The organism is Duganella paludis, assembly GCF_054461335.1.
This window is the reverse complement of the sequence record NZ_CM136922.1, coordinates 4,483,887-4,501,297: the sequence shown is the minus strand read 5'-3', so window position 1 is coordinate 4,501,297 and position 17,411 is coordinate 4,483,887. Positions and strand designations below refer to the sequence as shown.

Annotated in this window: 14 protein-coding genes and 1 tRNA gene; 1 reads left to right on the top strand and 14 read right to left on the bottom strand. The window is 59.1% G+C overall.

The features are described 5' to 3' along the window. The first annotated feature begins 8 nt into the window (after window positions 1-8). Window positions 9-85: transfer RNA gene (locus ACXZ1M_RS19845), tRNA-Pro, on the top strand. On the opposite strand, the gene ACXZ1M_RS19840 is transcribed toward ACXZ1M_RS19845, so the two are convergent. From ACXZ1M_RS19840 to ACXZ1M_RS19775, 14 genes are all read right to left on the bottom strand, one after another. Further along, window positions 36-1,673, bottom strand: a complete 1,638-nt coding sequence (locus tag ACXZ1M_RS19840) for a methyl-accepting chemotaxis protein (RefSeq protein WP_459054048.1) — start codon at window positions 1,671-1,673, stop codon at window positions 36-38. The genes ACXZ1M_RS19845 and ACXZ1M_RS19840 overlap by 50 nt on opposite strands. A gap of 85 nt (window positions 1,674-1,758) precedes the next feature. Continuing rightward, window positions 1,759-3,213 (bottom strand): coniferyl aldehyde dehydrogenase, encoded by a 1,455-nt coding sequence (locus ACXZ1M_RS19835; protein ID WP_459049362.1) that lies wholly within the window; start codon window positions 3,211-3,213, stop codon window positions 1,759-1,761. 2 nt (window positions 3,214-3,215) lie between these two features. After that, the gene (locus ACXZ1M_RS19830) at window positions 3,216-3,875 is read right to left on the bottom strand and encodes a TetR/AcrR family transcriptional regulator (RefSeq protein ID WP_459049361.1); all 660 of its coding nucleotides are present in this window, start codon (window positions 3,873-3,875) and stop codon (window positions 3,216-3,218) included. A gap of 31 nt (window positions 3,876-3,906) precedes the next feature. Then, window positions 3,907-4,809, bottom strand: a complete 903-nt coding sequence (gene folD / locus ACXZ1M_RS19825) for a bifunctional methylenetetrahydrofolate dehydrogenase/methenyltetrahydrofolate cyclohydrolase FolD (RefSeq protein ID WP_459049360.1) — start codon at window positions 4,807-4,809, stop codon at window positions 3,907-3,909. Then, window positions 4,806-5,678, bottom strand: coding sequence for a formyltetrahydrofolate deformylase (purU, locus tag ACXZ1M_RS19820; RefSeq protein ID WP_459049359.1), 873 nt, complete (start codon window positions 5,676-5,678; stop codon window positions 4,806-4,808). The genes folD and purU overlap by 4 nt, the downstream gene beginning before the upstream one ends. Before the next feature lie 27 nt (window positions 5,679-5,705). Next, window positions 5,706-6,977 (bottom strand): hypothetical protein, encoded by a 1,272-nt coding sequence (locus ACXZ1M_RS19815; protein WP_459049358.1) that lies wholly within the window; start codon window positions 6,975-6,977, stop codon window positions 5,706-5,708. A gap of 47 nt (window positions 6,978-7,024) precedes the next feature. Continuing rightward, window positions 7,025-9,433: an efflux RND transporter permease subunit gene (locus ACXZ1M_RS19810; RefSeq protein ID WP_459049357.1), complete on the bottom strand. Its 2,409-nt coding sequence runs from the start codon at window positions 9,431-9,433 to the stop codon at window positions 7,025-7,027. Further along, on the bottom strand, window positions 9,430-10,557 hold the full coding sequence (locus tag ACXZ1M_RS19805) for a WD40/YVTN/BNR-like repeat-containing protein (protein WP_459049356.1): 1,128 nt from the start codon (window positions 10,555-10,557) through the stop codon (window positions 9,430-9,432). Before ACXZ1M_RS19805 ends, ACXZ1M_RS19810 begins: the two co-directional genes overlap by 4 nt. Continuing rightward, entirely contained in the window at window positions 10,554-11,918 is a 1,365-nt protein-coding gene (locus ACXZ1M_RS19800; RefSeq protein ID WP_459049355.1) for a DUF1329 domain-containing protein, read from the bottom strand. Before ACXZ1M_RS19800 ends, ACXZ1M_RS19805 begins: the two co-directional genes overlap by 4 nt. A 14-nt stretch (window positions 11,919-11,932) precedes the next feature. Then, window positions 11,933-13,615 (bottom strand): DUF1302 domain-containing protein, encoded by a 1,683-nt coding sequence (locus ACXZ1M_RS19795; protein WP_459049354.1) that lies wholly within the window; start codon window positions 13,613-13,615, stop codon window positions 11,933-11,935. Between the two features lie 39 nt (window positions 13,616-13,654). Then, window positions 13,655-15,061 (bottom strand): carotenoid oxygenase family protein, encoded by a 1,407-nt coding sequence (locus ACXZ1M_RS19790; RefSeq protein ID WP_459049353.1) that lies wholly within the window; start codon window positions 15,059-15,061, stop codon window positions 13,655-13,657. A gap of 110 nt (window positions 15,062-15,171) precedes the next feature. Next, entirely contained in the window at window positions 15,172-16,053 is an 882-nt protein-coding gene (locus tag ACXZ1M_RS19785) for an alpha/beta hydrolase (protein WP_459049352.1), read from the bottom strand. Between the two features lie 258 nt (window positions 16,054-16,311). Continuing rightward, window positions 16,312-16,713 (bottom strand): hypothetical protein, encoded by a 402-nt coding sequence (locus ACXZ1M_RS19780; RefSeq protein WP_459049351.1) that lies wholly within the window; start codon window positions 16,711-16,713, stop codon window positions 16,312-16,314. A gap of 209 nt (window positions 16,714-16,922) precedes the next feature. Continuing rightward, window positions 16,923-17,387 (bottom strand): MarR family winged helix-turn-helix transcriptional regulator, encoded by a 465-nt coding sequence (locus ACXZ1M_RS19775; RefSeq protein WP_459049350.1) that lies wholly within the window; start codon window positions 17,385-17,387, stop codon window positions 16,923-16,925. Window positions 17,388-17,411: the final 24 nt, after the last annotated feature.

Below are 17,411 nucleotides of genomic sequence, written 5' to 3'. Positions count from 1 at the left end.
GCCAATGTCGGGGTGTAGCTTAGTCCGGTAAAGCGCTACGTTCGGGACGTAGAGACCGGAGGTTCGAATCCTCTCGCCCCGACCAAACTCACTACAACCTCTGTGCAATCCACTGGCGCCCCGGACAAGCGGAACACACTCACCGCATGTGAAAGCTGGGTGGCCTGTTCTTCCAGGCTGGCGGCCGCAGCCGCAGCTTCCTCGACCAATGCGGCGTTTTGCTGGGTAACCTGGTCCATTTCATTGATGGTGCCACCGACGTGCTGAATACTGACCTGTTGGGCATTGCTCGCTGCGCTGATTTCCGCCATAACACCAGTAACCCGCTGGACTCTGTCAACTATATCGCTCATGGTTGCTCCTGCCTGCCCCACCAGCGAGCGGCCGGAATTGACCTTCTCGCTGGAGTCGCCGATCAGCATTTTTATTTCTTTCGCGGCCGCCGCAGAGCGCTGCGCCAAATTGCGCACTTCCGACGCTACCACTGCAAAACCACGCCCCTGCTCACCTGCCCTGGCAGCCTCCACTGCGGCGTTCAGCGCCAAGATATTGGTCTGAAACGCGATGCCGTCGATAACGCTGATGATATCGACTATTTTCACAGCCGATTCGTGGATTGAATTCATGGTTCCTACAACCTTGGCCACCACTTCGCCCCCCAGACTGGCAGCTGTCGCCGCTGACTCCACCATACCGTGAGCATTGTGTGCATGAAGTGCGTTTTGCTTGATAGTGTTGGTCAGTTCCTCCATCAATACAGTCGTTTGACGCAGGGATTCGGCCTGAGACTCTGTCCGTCGCGACAAGTCCAGATTGCCGGCAGCAATTTCACAGGTGGAGATGGAAATCTGGTCAGTATTGGTACGAACGTTGCCGACAATATTGGCGAGATTGTCGCGCATGGTCCTCATCGCAGCTAGCAGGCTGCTCTGGTCATCGGGTTGCGTATTGATGTTCACAGAGAGTTCACCGGCAGCTATGCGCCCGGCAATGCTCACCGCATAGCTCAACTCCCCGCCCAATTGCGATAGCAGACTGCGCGTCAGAAAAAAAGAGAGCGCTATGCCAACCATCACTGCGACGCCGCCCAAAACCAGCATGGTCAGGCGAGCTTCCTCATAAGCCGCCTGCGCTTGCTGCGTCGCTTTGGTGCTCTGTTGTTCCTCCAGTTCGGCCATGCGGCCCAACGTCTGCATCCAGGCTGACTGAACCGGCAACAGTTCATTGACCAACAGCTCGAACACCCTGTCAGTTTGAGCGGACAGGGAAAGTTCGGCGGCGCGAGCTATCAATGGGGCTGCGGCAGCAGCTTGTCGCCGGATCTCAGCGAGTAGCTGTTTTTCGGGTACGGAGGCCACGTCAGCATCGGCCAGCATGCGCGCGAGCTGACCGCCGGCAGCGTCATACTTGAAGCGACCGGCGTCGATAAGATCGATTTCGCGCTGCATGTCGGTCATCGAGTTAACCAAGGCAAGATTGCGCAGCGCCACCATGCGCTCGTGGACGGTGTCTCGCATCGTGATGACCAGCTTGCTCTTGACACTATTGACCTTGGTAATGGCGTTAATCCGGTTCTGATTGGCAGCCATGCTGCCAATCCCCAATGCAGTCACACCAATGAGCAATACCACCACTGTTGCGAATCCGGCGCGCAGGCGGGCGCCAATCGTCATGTTGCCGATTTTCATACAGCACGTCTCCTTATATTTTTTTATTCCGCTGCTTTCGCGTATTGAGAAGGCGGATAGAACTGCAGATTTAAAGCAAGGATTTCAGCACAGCCAGCAGGCGTTCGACTCGGCGACCATATGGGGGACGGAAAATGCCGAACGAATTCCATCGTGCTTGAATGAAAACAGGTTTCTCCTTGCTAAAAGTCCGAAAGCCATGCTCGCCGTGATAGCTGCCCATACCACTGGCACCGACACCACCAAATGGCAAATTCTCCTGCGTCACATGCCACACCACGTCATTGATGGTTACCCCGCCGGAAATGGTCTCAGCCAGCACCCGGTCCCGCTCCGCGCCCGAACGACCAAACCAGTACAATGCCAGTGGACGGTCACCACGGTTGATGTATGCGAGTGCTTCATCCAGCGTGTCATATGCGATGACGGGCAATACCGGGCCAAAAATCTCTTCTTGCATCAGCCCCATTGCGGGGGTTGCATCGACCACCAGTACCGGTGTCAGCTTTCTTCCGCATACCCCAGCGCCATCCTGCTTCGTCAACGAAATCAACGTAGCCCCTTTCCCCTCGGCGTCCGCCAACAGCCGCAATAAGCGTTCATAGTGGCGCGGCGTAATGATGCTCGTGTAATCCGGATTTACAGCCACCGATGGGTACAGTAGCGACACGGCCTGCTGCATCGCCGTCGTAAATTCCGCCACGCGACACCGCGGCACCAGAACATAGTCAGGTGCCACACAGGTTTGACCTGCGTTGAGAAACTTTCCATACGCGATACGCGGAGCAGCTTCGGCAAACCGACAATCTTCACCAACGATGGCAGGTGACTTGCCCCCAAGCTCCAAGGTCACCGGCGTCAGATTGTGTGCCGCAGCCGTCGCCACCGCGCGACCGACAGCGGTGGAACCAGTGAAAAACAAATGATCGAACGGCAGCGCAGAGAAGGCGGCGCCGATCTCGACATCGCCGGTGACAACAACCATTTCATCGGCGGAGAAATACTGCGCCACAAGCTCAAGCAACAGGGCTGAAAACCGTGGTGTCAAATCACTGGGCTTGAGCAACACGGTATTGCCGGCAGCCAGTGCCGCCGCCGCCGGCGTAAAGGCCAGTTGAAACGGATAATTCCAGGGCGCGATAATACCGACCACGCCCAGCGGCTGTCGCAACAAGCGGCTACGTCCTGGAAGCATATGCACGGGTGTCGGGACACGGCGCGACTTCATCCAGCCGCGCAGGTGACGCATATTTTGGCCGATCGACGCCATCGTCGCAAAAATCTCGGAGATCTGCGTCTCGTGCGTCGAACGATGTCCAAAATCGATGCTGATAGCCTCCGCAATGCGATCTTGGTGTTGCTCCGTCAGCGCCATCAGCCGGCGCAACCGGTCCAAGCGCTTTGCATATGATGGCGTTCGATCTGCTTCGCTGGCCGCCTTCAGCCTGTCGAATGCCGTCCGCATTGGCATCATCCTTGGATTCAATTCGCCATAAGGCGTTGCGCTTGTTTCTCGCACATTCATGGTCAGCTTTCGGAGTAAGTGGAAAATGGTTGCGGCACTTGCGAACGCATTTTCAGAAGGGTCAGCCTCAAGAAGGACCTAAGAAAGATGTCCGAATCGAAGCCACTCTGGTTATACGGAAAAAAATGCGGCTGACATGACATCAGCGCCAACAAAGGTGAAATAAGGACGTGCGCGGTTTGTTCCGGATCGACTTCAGAAAATTCGCCGCAATGCACACCGCGCGCCACAACCCCGCCGATCAATCTGGCGCTGCGCTCGAGTACCTGATCGTTGTACAACGCGACCAGTTCGGGAAAATTTCTGGCTTCCGCCGCCAGCACTTTCAATGTGGATGACATCCGGCTCGCACGAATTCTTTGCCACCAGTTGACCATCACCTCGCACAGGAGATCGGCACTGTGCACGGACGAATCTTCGGCGTGGCCATCCGCATCGACCATTGCAGCACGCAGACTATCCCGCACGACTTTTTCGAAAAGGTCTTCTTTATTGCTAAAGTACAGATACAGCGTTCCCTTAGAGACACCCGCGCGCCGTGCCACATCTTCCAGCCGTGTCGACGCAAACCCCCGTTCCTCGAATAGATCCAGCGCGGCGGCCAGCAACTCTTTGGGGCGTGCGTCTTTGCGACGCGCCCAGCGCGGTTTGTCCATGCTCATGGTGAACACCACCTATACGCGGGCAAAGATCTCACAACGCAAGCTCTGGATCCGCCCGGAGCCCCGCTCTGCGCCGCGCCGCGACCACGGTATTACGCAGTAGCACCGCGATGGTCATTGGCCCTACTCCGCCAGGAACGGGGGTGATGGCACCGGCGACCTGGACCGCGCTATCGAAATCAACGTCGCCGACGAGACGGGTCTTCTTCCCCACGCCATCATCTGCCTCGATGCGGTTGATCCCAACATCAATGACGGTCGCACCGGGCTTTATCCAGGCACCGGGAATAGCGCGCGGACGCCCGATGGCAGCCACCAGAATGTCGGCGCCACGCACCACCGCCTCCAGATCCTTGGTACGCGAGTGCGCTATTGTGACGGTGCAGTCCTGGCCCAACAGCAGTCTAGCCATGGGCTGCCCGACAATGTTCGAGCGCCCAACCACCACGGCCTGCAAGCCCGCCAACGTACCGCGCGCGGCCCTCAGCAACATCAGGCAACCCAGCGGCGTGCACGGCACCATTCCGGCTTGCCCGACCACCAGGCGGCCGGCGTTCACCACGTGGAAGCCATCGACGTCCTTTTCCGGGTCAATGGCACCGATCACCAGCGCCGCGTCAATTTGCGGCGGCAAGGGTAGTTGGACGAGGATGCCATCGACCGTGTCGTCCTTATTCAAACATTCCAGCAAGGTCAGCACGTCATTCTGGCTAGCAGTGGCCGGCAAGTGATGCGCGAAGCTCTGCATTTTCGCCTCCAGCGTTGCCCGATTTTTCGACGCCACATACACTTGGCTGGCAGGGTCCGCGCCGACCAGCACAACAGCCAAGCCGACAGCGCGGCTCCGCTCCGCACGGAAGCGTTCTGCGGCGACGGCCACTTTCTCGCGCAGCGACGCTGCATGCGCTTTACCATCTATCAGCATGGCGCTCACTCCGAGAACAAAACCGTCTTATGGCCATTAAGCAGCACCCGGTCCTCCAGATGAAGGCGAACCGCGCGCGCCAGCACGCGGCGCTCAATATCGCGCCCTTTACGCACCAACTGTTCGGGTGAATCACGATGACTGATGCGTTCGACGTCCTGCTCGATAATCGGTCCTTCGTCAAGATCGCCGGTGACATAGTGCGCGGTGGCGCCGATCAGCTTGACACCGCGTTCATGCGCCTGGTGATATGGCTTGGCGCCTTTGAACCCGGGCAGGAAGCTGTGATGGATATTGATGCAACGCCCGGCCAGTTTCACCGAGAGATCGTCCGACAGGATTTGCATGTAGCGGGCCAGCACCACCAGATCGGCGCCGCTTTCCTGCACCGTATTCCAGACACGTGCTTCCTGATCCTGTTTGCCATGCGGTGCGGACTTGTCGACCGGCAGATAGTGGAACGGCACGTCCCCCAGATTCAAGCGCGCATAGGTTTCGCGTGGATGATTGGACACGATGCCGACGATATCCATCGTCAGGTCGCCCGATCGCCAGCGGTACAGCAAGTCCCCCAGGCAATGATCGAACTTCGAAGCCATGATCAATACCTTGCGCACCTGGCGGCAGTCATGCAGCGAATACTGCATATCAAAGCGTTCCACCACCGGCGCCAGCAGGCGCGCGACATCCACCGTCGCCTCTGCATGGGTTTGAGCGAAATGGATGCGCACGAAGAAACGGTCGCTCGTGTTGTCATCAAACTGCTGGGAATCGAGGATGTTGAATCCCGCCTCGAACAACGCGGTCGTTACAGCCGCAACGATGCCTGGACGATTCGTGCAGGCCATTCGGATAATGTATTCTGGTGTAGTAGTCATAATACGTTTTCAGCATTGGTCAAGAAATCAGAGCGCGTCGCGACGGCGGTCCTGTTTGTACGGCGCGTTGGCGACGCGGGCGCGAATCAGTTTCTGTCGCGAGCCTGGCGCGCCCCACAGAATGTGAACAGGCGTACCCGGCTCGGCCAGCTTCGGATCGATGAACGCCAGCGACAGCACCTTGCGGAAGTGATAGCTATAGCCAGGTCCGGTGGATACGCCGACGGTCTCTCCGTTGATTTGCACTGCGTCGGCCCACACCATCCAGCGCTGCGGGTGAGGAATATCCAGGAATTCATATGGCGCCTCTTCGCCAAACAGCGAAGCATAGATATCGACCACATCGGCATCGTTGAATTCCAGCGTCACGCGCACCCGGCGCGGACCGGCGGCAACCTCCGCCTCCAGCGCCGCGCGGCCGCGAAACTCGTGGTCGAATTTCACGCTCTTGCCCCAACCCAGCTCAAACGGGCTGTAGCAATACTCACTGATATCGGCGCCTTCGAAGCTGCCGCGGATCGCCGGCACCAGACCTTTCATGTCGAAGTTCTGCAGAACGAACTCGCGGAATCCGAGGGCATCGGGACTGAAGATATCGTTGAGGTAGTGCCAGGTGATCGTCGGGAAGGCCGCCTCCAAATGGTTGATCATGGCTGTTCGGCGGCCCAGGCGACGGATGCCGTATTCCTGTCCGGCCGCCAGCAACGCCGCATACACCGCCGGGGCATCGGCGGCATCGCCATGGAACTCGAAGCCGATCTCCCCCGCCATGCCCTGACGCAGCGCGTAGCAAGACTTCCCGGCAACAGTCACCGGAATGAAGTGCATGAACTTGACATCCGTCAGCGACGCTCCCGTCGCCAGCTGGCACACGGCCAGCGCCTTGGGACCGGAGACCTGAAACTGGAAGGTATGGATCTGCTTCCACGTGGCGTCGTAGCTCCCCTTATCCAGCAGGAAGGCGGACCAAGTGGCGGGGCCGGCTTGGGTACGGAATTTTTGCTCATCGAGCCGCATCAAAACGCCTTCACCCATAACTTTGCCGCGCGTGCTGCACTGGATCAGGTGCTTACCCTGTCCAATATCGAACTTGGCGAAGCTATTGACGCTGGTCTCGCTGAAAAAGCGCAAGGCGTCCGGCCCCTCCACTTCGATATCCCAAAGGAAGGACCAGTCCCCGATATAGCAGCTTTCCTTCCACGACAGCTGTTCGTCCTGCCAGCCCGTGTATTCCGATGCGCCCCATCCAGGATGGGCAACCGGCGTATTGGCGCGGAGGCGCTGAATCATCATATCCATAAGTCTTCCTTCAACATTTGATTTAAAAAGCAATTTCCACCACTACCTCAGGCAGAGGCAGCGATAACTTCGGCATCGGCCACCGTCCCCTGCACCGCCTGATCGGAGCGCAGCAGCAAGGCGGCCAGCGCAGGCACCAGCACCAGGGCGCCGACCATATTCCAGACGAACATAAACGCCAGCAGCAGCCCCATGTCGGCCTGGAACTTGATCGGACTGAACACCCAGGTCAGTACGCCGACAGCGAGCGTCAGTCCGGTCAACGTGACAACCTTCCCGGTAAATAGCAGCGCGCGGTGGTAGGCGTCTTTCAAGGAAGCGCCAGACCGCAATGCCGCCAATGTGATACTCAAGATATACAGCGCGTAATCGACGCCGATTCCCACGCCGAGGGCGATCACCGGTAGCGTAGCCACCTTGACGCCCATTCCCATGACAACCATGATTGCCTCCGCCAGAATCGACGTCAGCATCAGCGGCAGGATGGCGACGATGACCGCGCGCCAGGAACGGAAGGTCACAAAACACAGCAGTGCAACCGCCCCGTAGACCAGCCACAACATTTGGCGCCAGGCGGCGTGGACCACTTGGTTGGTCGCCGCCTCGATGCCGGCCGAACCGGCGGCCAGCACGAACCGGGTATTGCTGGTGTTATTGGCCAGCGCGAATTCCTCAACGTGATGCACGACCCGCTCGAGCGTCGCCGCCTTGTGGTCGCTCAAATACACGTACAGCGTGAGCAGGTCGCAGCGGTCATTGAACAACCCCCTTGGCAGGCGCACCGCAATCGTGTTGAGCATTTCCTGATTCCGCGGCAGGTCATACCACTTCGGGTTGGCTTCGTTCAAGCCCGATAGCAGCCGACGCGACATCAGCGCGATGGATTGCGTGCTTTCGACGCCGGGAAGCTGCCGCAGCTGCCATTCGAGCGCATCCACCTTGTTGACCGGCTCGTAACCGGAGCAATGTCCCTCGGTCGTCCGCACCATCACCGCCAGCACATCGCTGGAAGCGCCGTAGTGTTCGCGGGTGTACGCTATATCCCGGTTGTAGCGGCTGTCGGCACGCAGCTCCGGTGCGCCAGGATCCAGATCGCCGATCTGCAGGTCCGTGCTGAGCCAGAATCCAAAACCGCCCAAGGCGACTGCCAGCAGCACAACGACAAATGCCGGGCGAGGCCGCGTGAGGTTGGTCAGGCCCAGCCACAATCGCTTCAACGCCCCGCCCTGTTCCGCGCGCAGGCTGCGTGCCGCTGCCGCAGGACTCACACCGGTGTAGCTCAACATGATCGGCAGCAGGATCAGATTGGTGAAGATCAAAACCGCCACACCGACGCTGGCCGCAGTGGCCAACTCACGGATCGCTTCAATCTGCACCACCATCAGGACCGCAAAGCCCACAGCATCGGCCAGCAAGGCGGTCAGGCCGGCGAGGAACAGGCGCCGGAAGGTCATGCGGGCAGCAGTCTGGCGGTGCATGCCGCGGCCGATATCCTGCATGATGCCGTTCATTTTTTGCGCGCCGTGGCTCATTCCGATGGCAAAGACCAGGAAAGGCACCAATATCGAATACGGATCCAGTCCTTGCCCCATCCACGGCAACAATCCAAGTTGCCAGACGACCGCGATCAGCGACGCCGCCACGACCAGCAGGGTCGAGCGCACGCAACGCGTATAGGCATAGATCATGGCCGTCACAATCAGCACGGCGGCGGCGAAGAAGAACAGCACCATTTTCACGCCGTCAATCAAGTCGCCGATGACCTGCGCGAACCCGGTCACATGCACCTCGACGCCTTCTGCGGCATAGGTGGCACGTAGTTTTTCCAGGCTGTGTACGAACGCGCCGTAATCAAGACTGTGGCCCTGTGCATCCTGTGCCAACAGGGGCACGTAGATCACGCTGGAACGCTGGTCGAGCGCAACCAGCTGTCCAATTTCGCCAGCCCGCTGCGCGTTGATGCGCAGTTGCTGCAGGCTGGCGGCAGCGCCATCCCAGCCGTCAGGAATAACAGGGCCATCGTCAAGACCATCCTCGGTGACGCCGATCCAACGCGTATCGGGCGTCCAGAGCGACTTCATTTTTGCCCTATCGACACCAGGCAAGAGAAAGACCTCGTCGCTGAAGCGCCGCAATGTCTCCATGTACGCCTTGTCGTAAATCTCGCCACGCGGATTGGCGACGACAATGCGCAAGGCATTGCCCAAGCCGGTGAGTTCGCTGCGATGCTCAAGGTAATTCACGACGTAAGGATGATGTGTCGGAATCGTCTTGTCGAAACTAGCCTGCAGCTGGAGGCGCGTAGCCTGCCAGCCCAGCACGAGTGTCACCACCAGACACAGGAATAGCACCCATCCACGATGGTTGAACAGCAGCCGCTCCAGCCATGAACCGCTGTGCGGGTCAAAATCATCCGGCTGCGCGGCTGGGGGGCGCTTGAAAAGAGAAGTAGTCATGCGGAATTTCCGGGAAGATCAATTGCAGCTGCCGGCAAGGTGATGGCGCCGGCGACAGTCAATGCCAGCAAACCACCCTGGCGCAATGGCAAAATAGCGTTAATAGGCGGCAGTGCCGTTCGCAGCAAGGGCGCCAGCTCGTTTCCACGCTGGCGCAACACCTGTCCCGACACCGTTCCCAAAATCAGCTGACTATTGACCAGCGCGGAACTGGTGACCGTGGCCTGGGATTGGGTGCCGGCAGACTGCCAAACCTTTCCCGCATCCGCCGAGTGCCATACATTCCCACGCAAGCCAGCCAGCCACAGCTGGCCATCATCAGCAATCTCGGCGCTGAAAAAACTTCCCCGATAGGGCTGGGACAAGCGTCGGAAGCTCTTTCCGCCATCCTCCGAAAGCAGAGCCAGCCCCTGCTCACCCGCGAGCAGCACCTGGTTGTGCCTGGCCCGTGCCGCATAAATATGCAAGGACAGAGGGTTATCCAGCGGCTGCTCGAGCGCTGCCCAGTTGCGACCGCCATCCTCGCTGTACAGTGCAATGTTGTAGGCACCGAATGCCAGGACGCGCCGGGAACTTATCCATTGCAGTGCCAGCAGCGGTTTGTCCGGACCGTCACTCACCATCCGCTTGGCTTGCAGGATCGCCCGCTCAGCGCCGCTACGCTCAGCCGCCTGCAGCACCAGTTGGGCTATCCGCCGGCCGTCAAGGCGCTTGTGCCAGGTACGGCCAGCATCCTCGGTGGCCAGCACCACGCCGCCATGACCGACAGCCAGGCCCCGTTGGTCGCCCTGGAAGCTGACTGCCGTCAACGTCGTGCTCGTTGGCGCCGGGATCTGCTGCCAGCTACGGCCATCATTCACCGAGCGCGCGATCATGCCGCGCTCGCCAACGGCCAATAGCGCGCTGCCAGCATACGCCGCATCCAACAGCACGGTGCGTCCCGGCTGTTGCACCGGTAATGCAGCCTGATCCAAGACGTCGCCAACCACGCCGGCTCCGCCGCGCGCGCGCGCTTGCTGCGCCAGCAGTGGGGAGAGCACCAACGCGGCGCAAAGGCGACGTCGCAGGCGAGCGGGCTCGCCGTTCCCTGGATGGGAAATCAAAGAGATATCCATGTCATTCAACGCACGCTATCGCTGCTCATCGCCTCGGGGGTGAATACTGAACTCGGATACCGTGATTTGAACAGCTGCTGTGGCAATTTGGAGTTCAGCATTTGTCCTGCGAATCCATTGCCGGCAAGCAGATCGGTGAATCCATAGGATCCGCTGACAGTGCCAGGAAGGTCGGGCGCAACGAAGGTCTGGGTCCACATGGTTTTCCACAACTGCCCCTTGGCATCCCAGCGGTCACCCAGGACGCACAGCCAGGTATCTTCCTCGCAGTAGTAGCGCGCCTTCGGCGAGACGTGGCGCTTGCCATCGCGCAGCGTCGCGTCAACCACCCACACCCTGTGCAATTCCCAGCGCACGAAATCAGGATTCAGGTAGCCCTTGCCCAGCACCTCGGTTTCGTTGGCCGGCTGCAGCAGGCGATTGCCGTTATACGGGATGTACATCTCGCGTTTGCCCACCAGCTTCCAGTCAAAGCGATCAAGACGGCCGGACCAGGTTTCGATCTCGTCGAACGCCATCAACCCCATCGTCGACGGATGCGGGGTATCGCAGCACGGATTCGGTAACTTGCGCACGCGGCGCTGGCCCGTCAGGTAAATCCAGCCCTGGTCCTTGTCACCGTCAAACTGGCGACGCCCGACCATCGCTTCCCCGGAGCGGATGGGCGGCCCTTCACTGACCACGCGGATGGTCCAATAGTCGCCGCTCTTGTTGAAATCTTCCGCCGAGCTATCCTGGAAGTAGTAAGGCATCTGCAACTCGGCCTTGTTGATGTTGGTGAGAATGCTGCGTCCATCCGCCGTCATCTGGTACGAATGGCTATTCATCTGCGATGCCACGCCATGCCAGCGCAGCATATGGTTCCACATCACCTCGGCGCCCGATTTCGGAATCGGAAATGGAATGCCGCCAAACGCATTGCTGGGAATATCCTCCACCAGTCTGGCGCGGGTAGCGTTGCGCTGAGTATTGTCATATACCCACTGCGGCGCCGCCGCCGTGCGGTGCGTTTTGTACACGTCGACACGATACTCCGGATACTTTTTCAGCAACGCCTTCTGCCCATCGCTCAATTTGTCCTCGTACTGCGCCATGTTGCGGCTGGTAACCGACAAGACAGGTTTTTCATCCTTAAAGGGATCGCCTCGACGACCGCCCGGCTTGTCGCCTGGAATAGCGCTGGTATAGCCACCGGTCCAGGCCGGGATCGAGCCATCCTTGTTGCCGGCGCGTTCCGCACCAAGCGGCGTCAACTCGGTTTTCAACTTCGCCGCCTCGTCGGCAGTAACGGCAGCGTGTGCGGCGAGCGCGGCGAACAGGACCGGCGCCAGCAGCACGGCACGTATATTCATATTCATTGGGGTACGCATTTTTTTCTCCGGTATCAGAAAGAACGGGCCAGCGAGAAGACGACGAAGTCGCGGTCTGCCAGGGCCTGTTTGTAGCTGTAGGCATTTACACTGTTGAGGAAGGGACCGCTGGATCCGTAGTAGTGGGTATAGGTCAGCGTCGCCTTCCAAACGCTGCGGAACAATCCGTTCAAGCCGATGTTGACGTCGCCGCCGCCTTCAGCCGGCAAGCCGCCGGGGCCAAGCGCCATTGAGCGCGAACCTTTCGGTGTAAAGCCCAGTCCGATCGGCACGCCCAGGTCCAGTCCGGGCACGACCTGACGGTAGGTCGGCTCCATGACCACCCGCATCGCAGTCGCATCGCGCGTTGCTGTAGGCGTGATGCGAGCGCACTGCACCTGGCAACTCAGCAGGCGATTCCAGGCCACCTCGGCAACCAAACTGCCCTCATCGAACAAGGGGTTCTTCGGCAAGGTCCACAGTATCGACGCATTGACGTGGGCGGTACGGCCGACCGCGTAGGCCGGATTATTGCTGTTGTTGGGTGCCGGTATCACACCCGCTGGCGCCAAGGCAGACGCGTCAGCCGCGCCGGCACTGGCGAGATCCTGGTTGCGGCGCAATGAAGCCTCAATCGCCACATTGGCATCGCCGAAGGAATGGCTGGCACTGGCACCATACGCCTTGATCCCCTCGTGGTGCGTCAGGTAATACCCTGCCGGCACTGGACCGGTCGGGCTCGGCGCAAGCAGCGTGACTTGTTGAAACGCCTTGCTGTGGAAACGCAGGGCGTAGAAACCGAGGTCGGTATCGCCAACACGCCAGCGCACTTGCAGCCCCCCTTGCCCGCTGTCCTTGGCGTCCCGATCAGCGGCACGCGAGACCGCAGCCACCGGTCCCAACAGCAGCCGCTCGGCGCCGTCGAAATTGGTGTCCGATTGCGAGAAATAGCTTCCCACCGCAGGCAAGCGGTTCGCACGGTAACGGAACTGATAGTAGGAAGCCACCGATACCGTGTCACTCAACTGCCATTCGGCGGAGGCCTGGGGCACCGGCAGAACGAACTCCTTGGCCTGCGAATTTGGCACCGAAATCAGGCGCGCAGCATTGAACGGCATTTGGCCGCCGGCGATAGCATTGCCAGATAAGAACAGGCTCTCCCCCCACAGCAGCGAGTGCTGCCCCAGCCGCAAAGTGAAATTCCCCGGTCCGATGGTGGTCCGGGCGAACAGGAAGGCGTCCATCAGCTCGGCCTTGCGTCCATGCAGCCTGCGTGTGGCATCGGTGAATTCGTGATACGGTGCCGACGACTGGTTGACGAACGCCCCGGGCGGCCCGGGATTATCGTTGTGCCGGTTATACACGGTGTCATACCATCCGGCCGCGCTGACGCGGGCGCCAACGTTGTTGTACACAGCGTCGAGCTCGGTAAAGAAATCCACGCGATTCGAAATGACGCCCTTACCGAAATTGTTGTCGCCGTCGTTGAGATTGATCGCCGACGTCAAGGCGCTGTCGCGGTCTTGCGTCCTGGCAGCCAGGGTGTATTTGATCGTGTTGTCCCAGTTGACCTTCAGGCCGGTTTCAGGATCATCGATCAACTGCGTCGCCCGTACCGCAGGGCTCAGCAGCGACAGCAGCAGCCATGCGGCGCAGCTCGGCATCGACCGCCATTTTCGTTCCTGCGGCACGCACTGCGTGAGGTGAGTATTCTTCATTTTTGTCTCCGTTTATTTTTATGAGAGAAAGGCACTACATCAACGTCGTTGGCCGCGCGCGCTGCGCGCAACGAAATTTCCGTGGAACGCCATAGGCTGTTTGAATGGCAGGCAGACGCGGGCCAGCGGCGGTTCCTCCATGCGCAAAGCATCGAGGATGTAGAGTTCGGCGCGGCCTTCGGCAGGTTTGTTGACCAGGCACAGCAGGAAACCATCGCCTTCGGGGCTGGTGGCGCTGCGCGGCACGAATACCGGTTCCTGGGTGTTGCCGCCTGGCGTAGCATGCAGCGCCAGCGCTCCGGTCTTCCAGTCGAGCCGGGCGACGCCATCGCGCGTCTTGATGTAGCCCCAGCGGTATTCCGACATCGCATAGCGCGGGTCGCAGCGCGGCATTTCACCGACCGCCCCCTGGAACGGCGTGCGCGTGACCTTGTCTTCGGCGCTCGACAAGTCAAAGCTCAGGCGGGTAATCATAGGCACGCCGCGCGCCGGATCGGTCGACTGCCCGTGCACATCCTTGAAGAAAGCGAACGCATTGCCGGGGCTGATGGTGGCATCGATGTGCACCACGTTACCTTCCGTATAGGCGTTCATGATGTGACCGCTAAAGCATTCATGCAGCCGGAACCAGCGGATCGACTCGACACCCGCATCGCGGCGCATGATGCCCCACATCGATCCCAGTTCGGGGTCATAGGCATAGAAGTCGCCACCATCCTTGATGCGCGCTGCATCCGTCGTTAGTGGCATCACGGCGAAAACGACGTGCTCGCGTGTCACGCCAAAGTCGTGCGCCAAGCCCGCATAAGGCGCCTTGAAAAATTCTTCGCGCGCCACGTTTCCTCGGGCATCGATGACCTGAAGCGACATGTCGGCGTCCAGCGTGCCACGGCAGTAGAAACCATACGACCACCATTCGCCGGTAACCGGGTCCAGCTTCGGGTGCGCGGTCAAGGACGTGCTCTGCAATTTTCCGCCGAAGTCGACCTTCGGTAAGGTCTCCAGCGTATCCAGGTCGATCTGGTGCGGTATCGAATCTTCACGCAGCGCCAACAGGCGGCCGGCGTGGAAGAAGGCGGTGGTATTGGCCGTATTGTCGCGATCCGTGCCCTGTGTTTCAGGCGCATCGGTATGACTATTCCGGTAGCTGCCATACAGGCGGCGGCGCGCCTCACGCTCTTTCGCATAGCGTTCGGTTGTTACATAGCGATTTTTAAAGGAAACGCGGCCACCACGAAAATCGAAGGCGGACACTACGCCGTCGCCGTTGACGATCACGTCGCCGGCCAGGGTCGGGAACTGGGTGTCTGGCCCCGCGCGATACAAGGTGCCTTCCAGTTCTGCTGGAATGGCGCCTATCAGTTCACAGTCATGGACATCCGCTTCAAAGCGCAAAGGTGTTTCGGCACCGTAAAAGCTTGCTACGGCATGGAACGGCTCACTCATAAGAACTCCTATATTGAGACTAACGACGAAAGGCATTGAGCGACGGCCGAGCGCCTCCCCGCCCGCGCATAAGGGGCTTGCATCCGGCCTTCAGGAATAAAACTTATTCTTTAGTCTTCGCGACTACAGATCCGGTTAATGAATTCGGCAAGCGTGCCTCCCAACGTGTCATTGGGACCGCCCAGCTGTTGAACACTGGACAAATGGTTGTGGCCGTCGAGATAAATCATTTGAGGCCAACGGCGATGCCGCACCATCGACTCGGAGACGACGCGCGCAGCTTGTTGCTGAAAGGGAGCGGGATCCAACTCCGATACCGTATACAGGCAGGGCCAGTCCGCCGCCAATAACTCCGGCAAACTGGAGCGGGCTGCAAACTGCGTCGCATCGGTGCCGTAATAGATATTTTCGCGTTCGCTGTGCTGCAGCGTAGAGAGGTCGTATAGGCCGCTCAGCAGAATCGCGCCCTGCGGTTTTTTCTGAGCCGTGTGTGGCCAGCGCGCCAAGCAGCCGGCCACATGCGCTGCGCCGGCCGACTGCCCCATCAATACTACGGATGGGGATGCGTCAAACCAGTTGCCGGCACGTTCGTGCAGCCACTGGGCAGCCAGCTGCACGTCATCCGATCCGGCCGGCCAAACACTTTCCGGCGCAAGGCGGTAGTTCATCGTCACGCCCACCCATCCTTGTTTCACCGCCCAGGCACCGATGTGGTTATAGAACGCATCGGTCGGCGCTCCTTTACTCCCCATCGTGAATCCACCACCATGAACAAACAGCAGCACGATACCGCTGCGTGCGCCTTCGGTAGGGATAAATACGTCCACCTTGTGACGTTCGTGCGGCCCGTAGCTCACATCACGCAAGACTGTACTGCTATCCGGATCAGGACGCGGGGCATCGGCGGCGAACAGCTTGGAGGTACCGACAATAAAGTCGGGAGTGATCGCACTCCCGAGCGCCGCGAGGCGTTGTCGCAAATGGGGTTGCATGAAATTCGTCTCCGTATCAATTTGTTTTATGTCCTCATTTTGAAGAACTATGCAGTTCAAGTCAATTAGTTTGATGTCCTATATTTGTAAAAGAGACAGAGCACCATAACGGTTCATCCCACGCAAGCTACGCCAGCGCTAGCAACACTGCATCGCAATATTTAGCAAAGAAAATTGCTACATAATTTTTTAGTATGACCAACTGCAATTTTGTTGTTTTATGATGCTTAAGCTATCGTAATACAGCTTCCTCAAGGCTTACGTTGCACCGAAAAGAGCACTCACCAAGGGATCGCATTCGCGCCCGGCTGCCCCGCGCCAAGCGCGTCGCTGACAGTCTCCGTCGCAACAAAAGCCGGCGCCCCCTTCACGTCCCCTCAAGCGCATAAGGGATGGCTTGATGAGACGATAAAACGCGCCGGCAACACGACCTGTCAACGCGTCCGGGGACGGCGTGACTTCCAATGCGCCTGCGCGCAGCAACTCTGTAATCCGCAGCCTTGTCTTACTCTTGGTATAGCCAAGCAGCGTCGCTATTTCCTCCGCCTGCATGGCGCGACTGCTCAGGGCGGCAGCCAGAATTTCCATGTCGTCAATCTGCCGCCTGGCACGGGGCAACAACTGGAAGCCGCAGACTTCCCGGCATAAGGTATCTTCCATCTCTCCGTCCGTTGCAGGATGAGGCAAAAACAATAAATCAAACTTATATAAATACACTTTATATAAAAATCGAGATCGTTGTCAAACAAATTTTATGCTGCATTGCGGCGGGAGAGGCTTGCAACAAGATGGGCAAACACAGACACCGCTCCCGATATCAATCGCGAGCGGCAAGCGCTACATCAGGGAGGAGTAGGGAGCGTTGCTGATCAGGAACGCAGCGTAGTGATAATCGCTGTCAACGCTTCGCGCAGCAGCGGGACAGCCTCTTTCGGAACGTTCTTCAGCACTTCGCGCTCGACGGCCTGCATTTCACCGGCGCCGGCCTGCTGCACGCGCCGGCCTTCATCAGTCAGATTAATCGTCAACAGCCGGCGATTTTCCTCGTTCTCATTGCGAGTCAGCAAACCCCGCTTTTCCAAAACAAGTAACAGCTGCCCCATGTTTTGCGGGGTAACATAAAACCGTCGCGCGAGAGCAGCGGAAGATAATCCCGGCTTGTGGTCGATGATCGCCAAGACCGTGTATTGCAAGGGTGTGAGTTCCAGCGGCTTCAACGCTTCTTCAATCAGGGCCCGGGTGCCGTGGTGTGCGCCCGCCAGCATATACAAGGTAGTAGCCTCGACATCAGATTTTGTAGGATTTTTTTTCTTCGTCGCCAAGGTTTCGCCCATGCTTTCAGTCTGTCGGAATGTGCG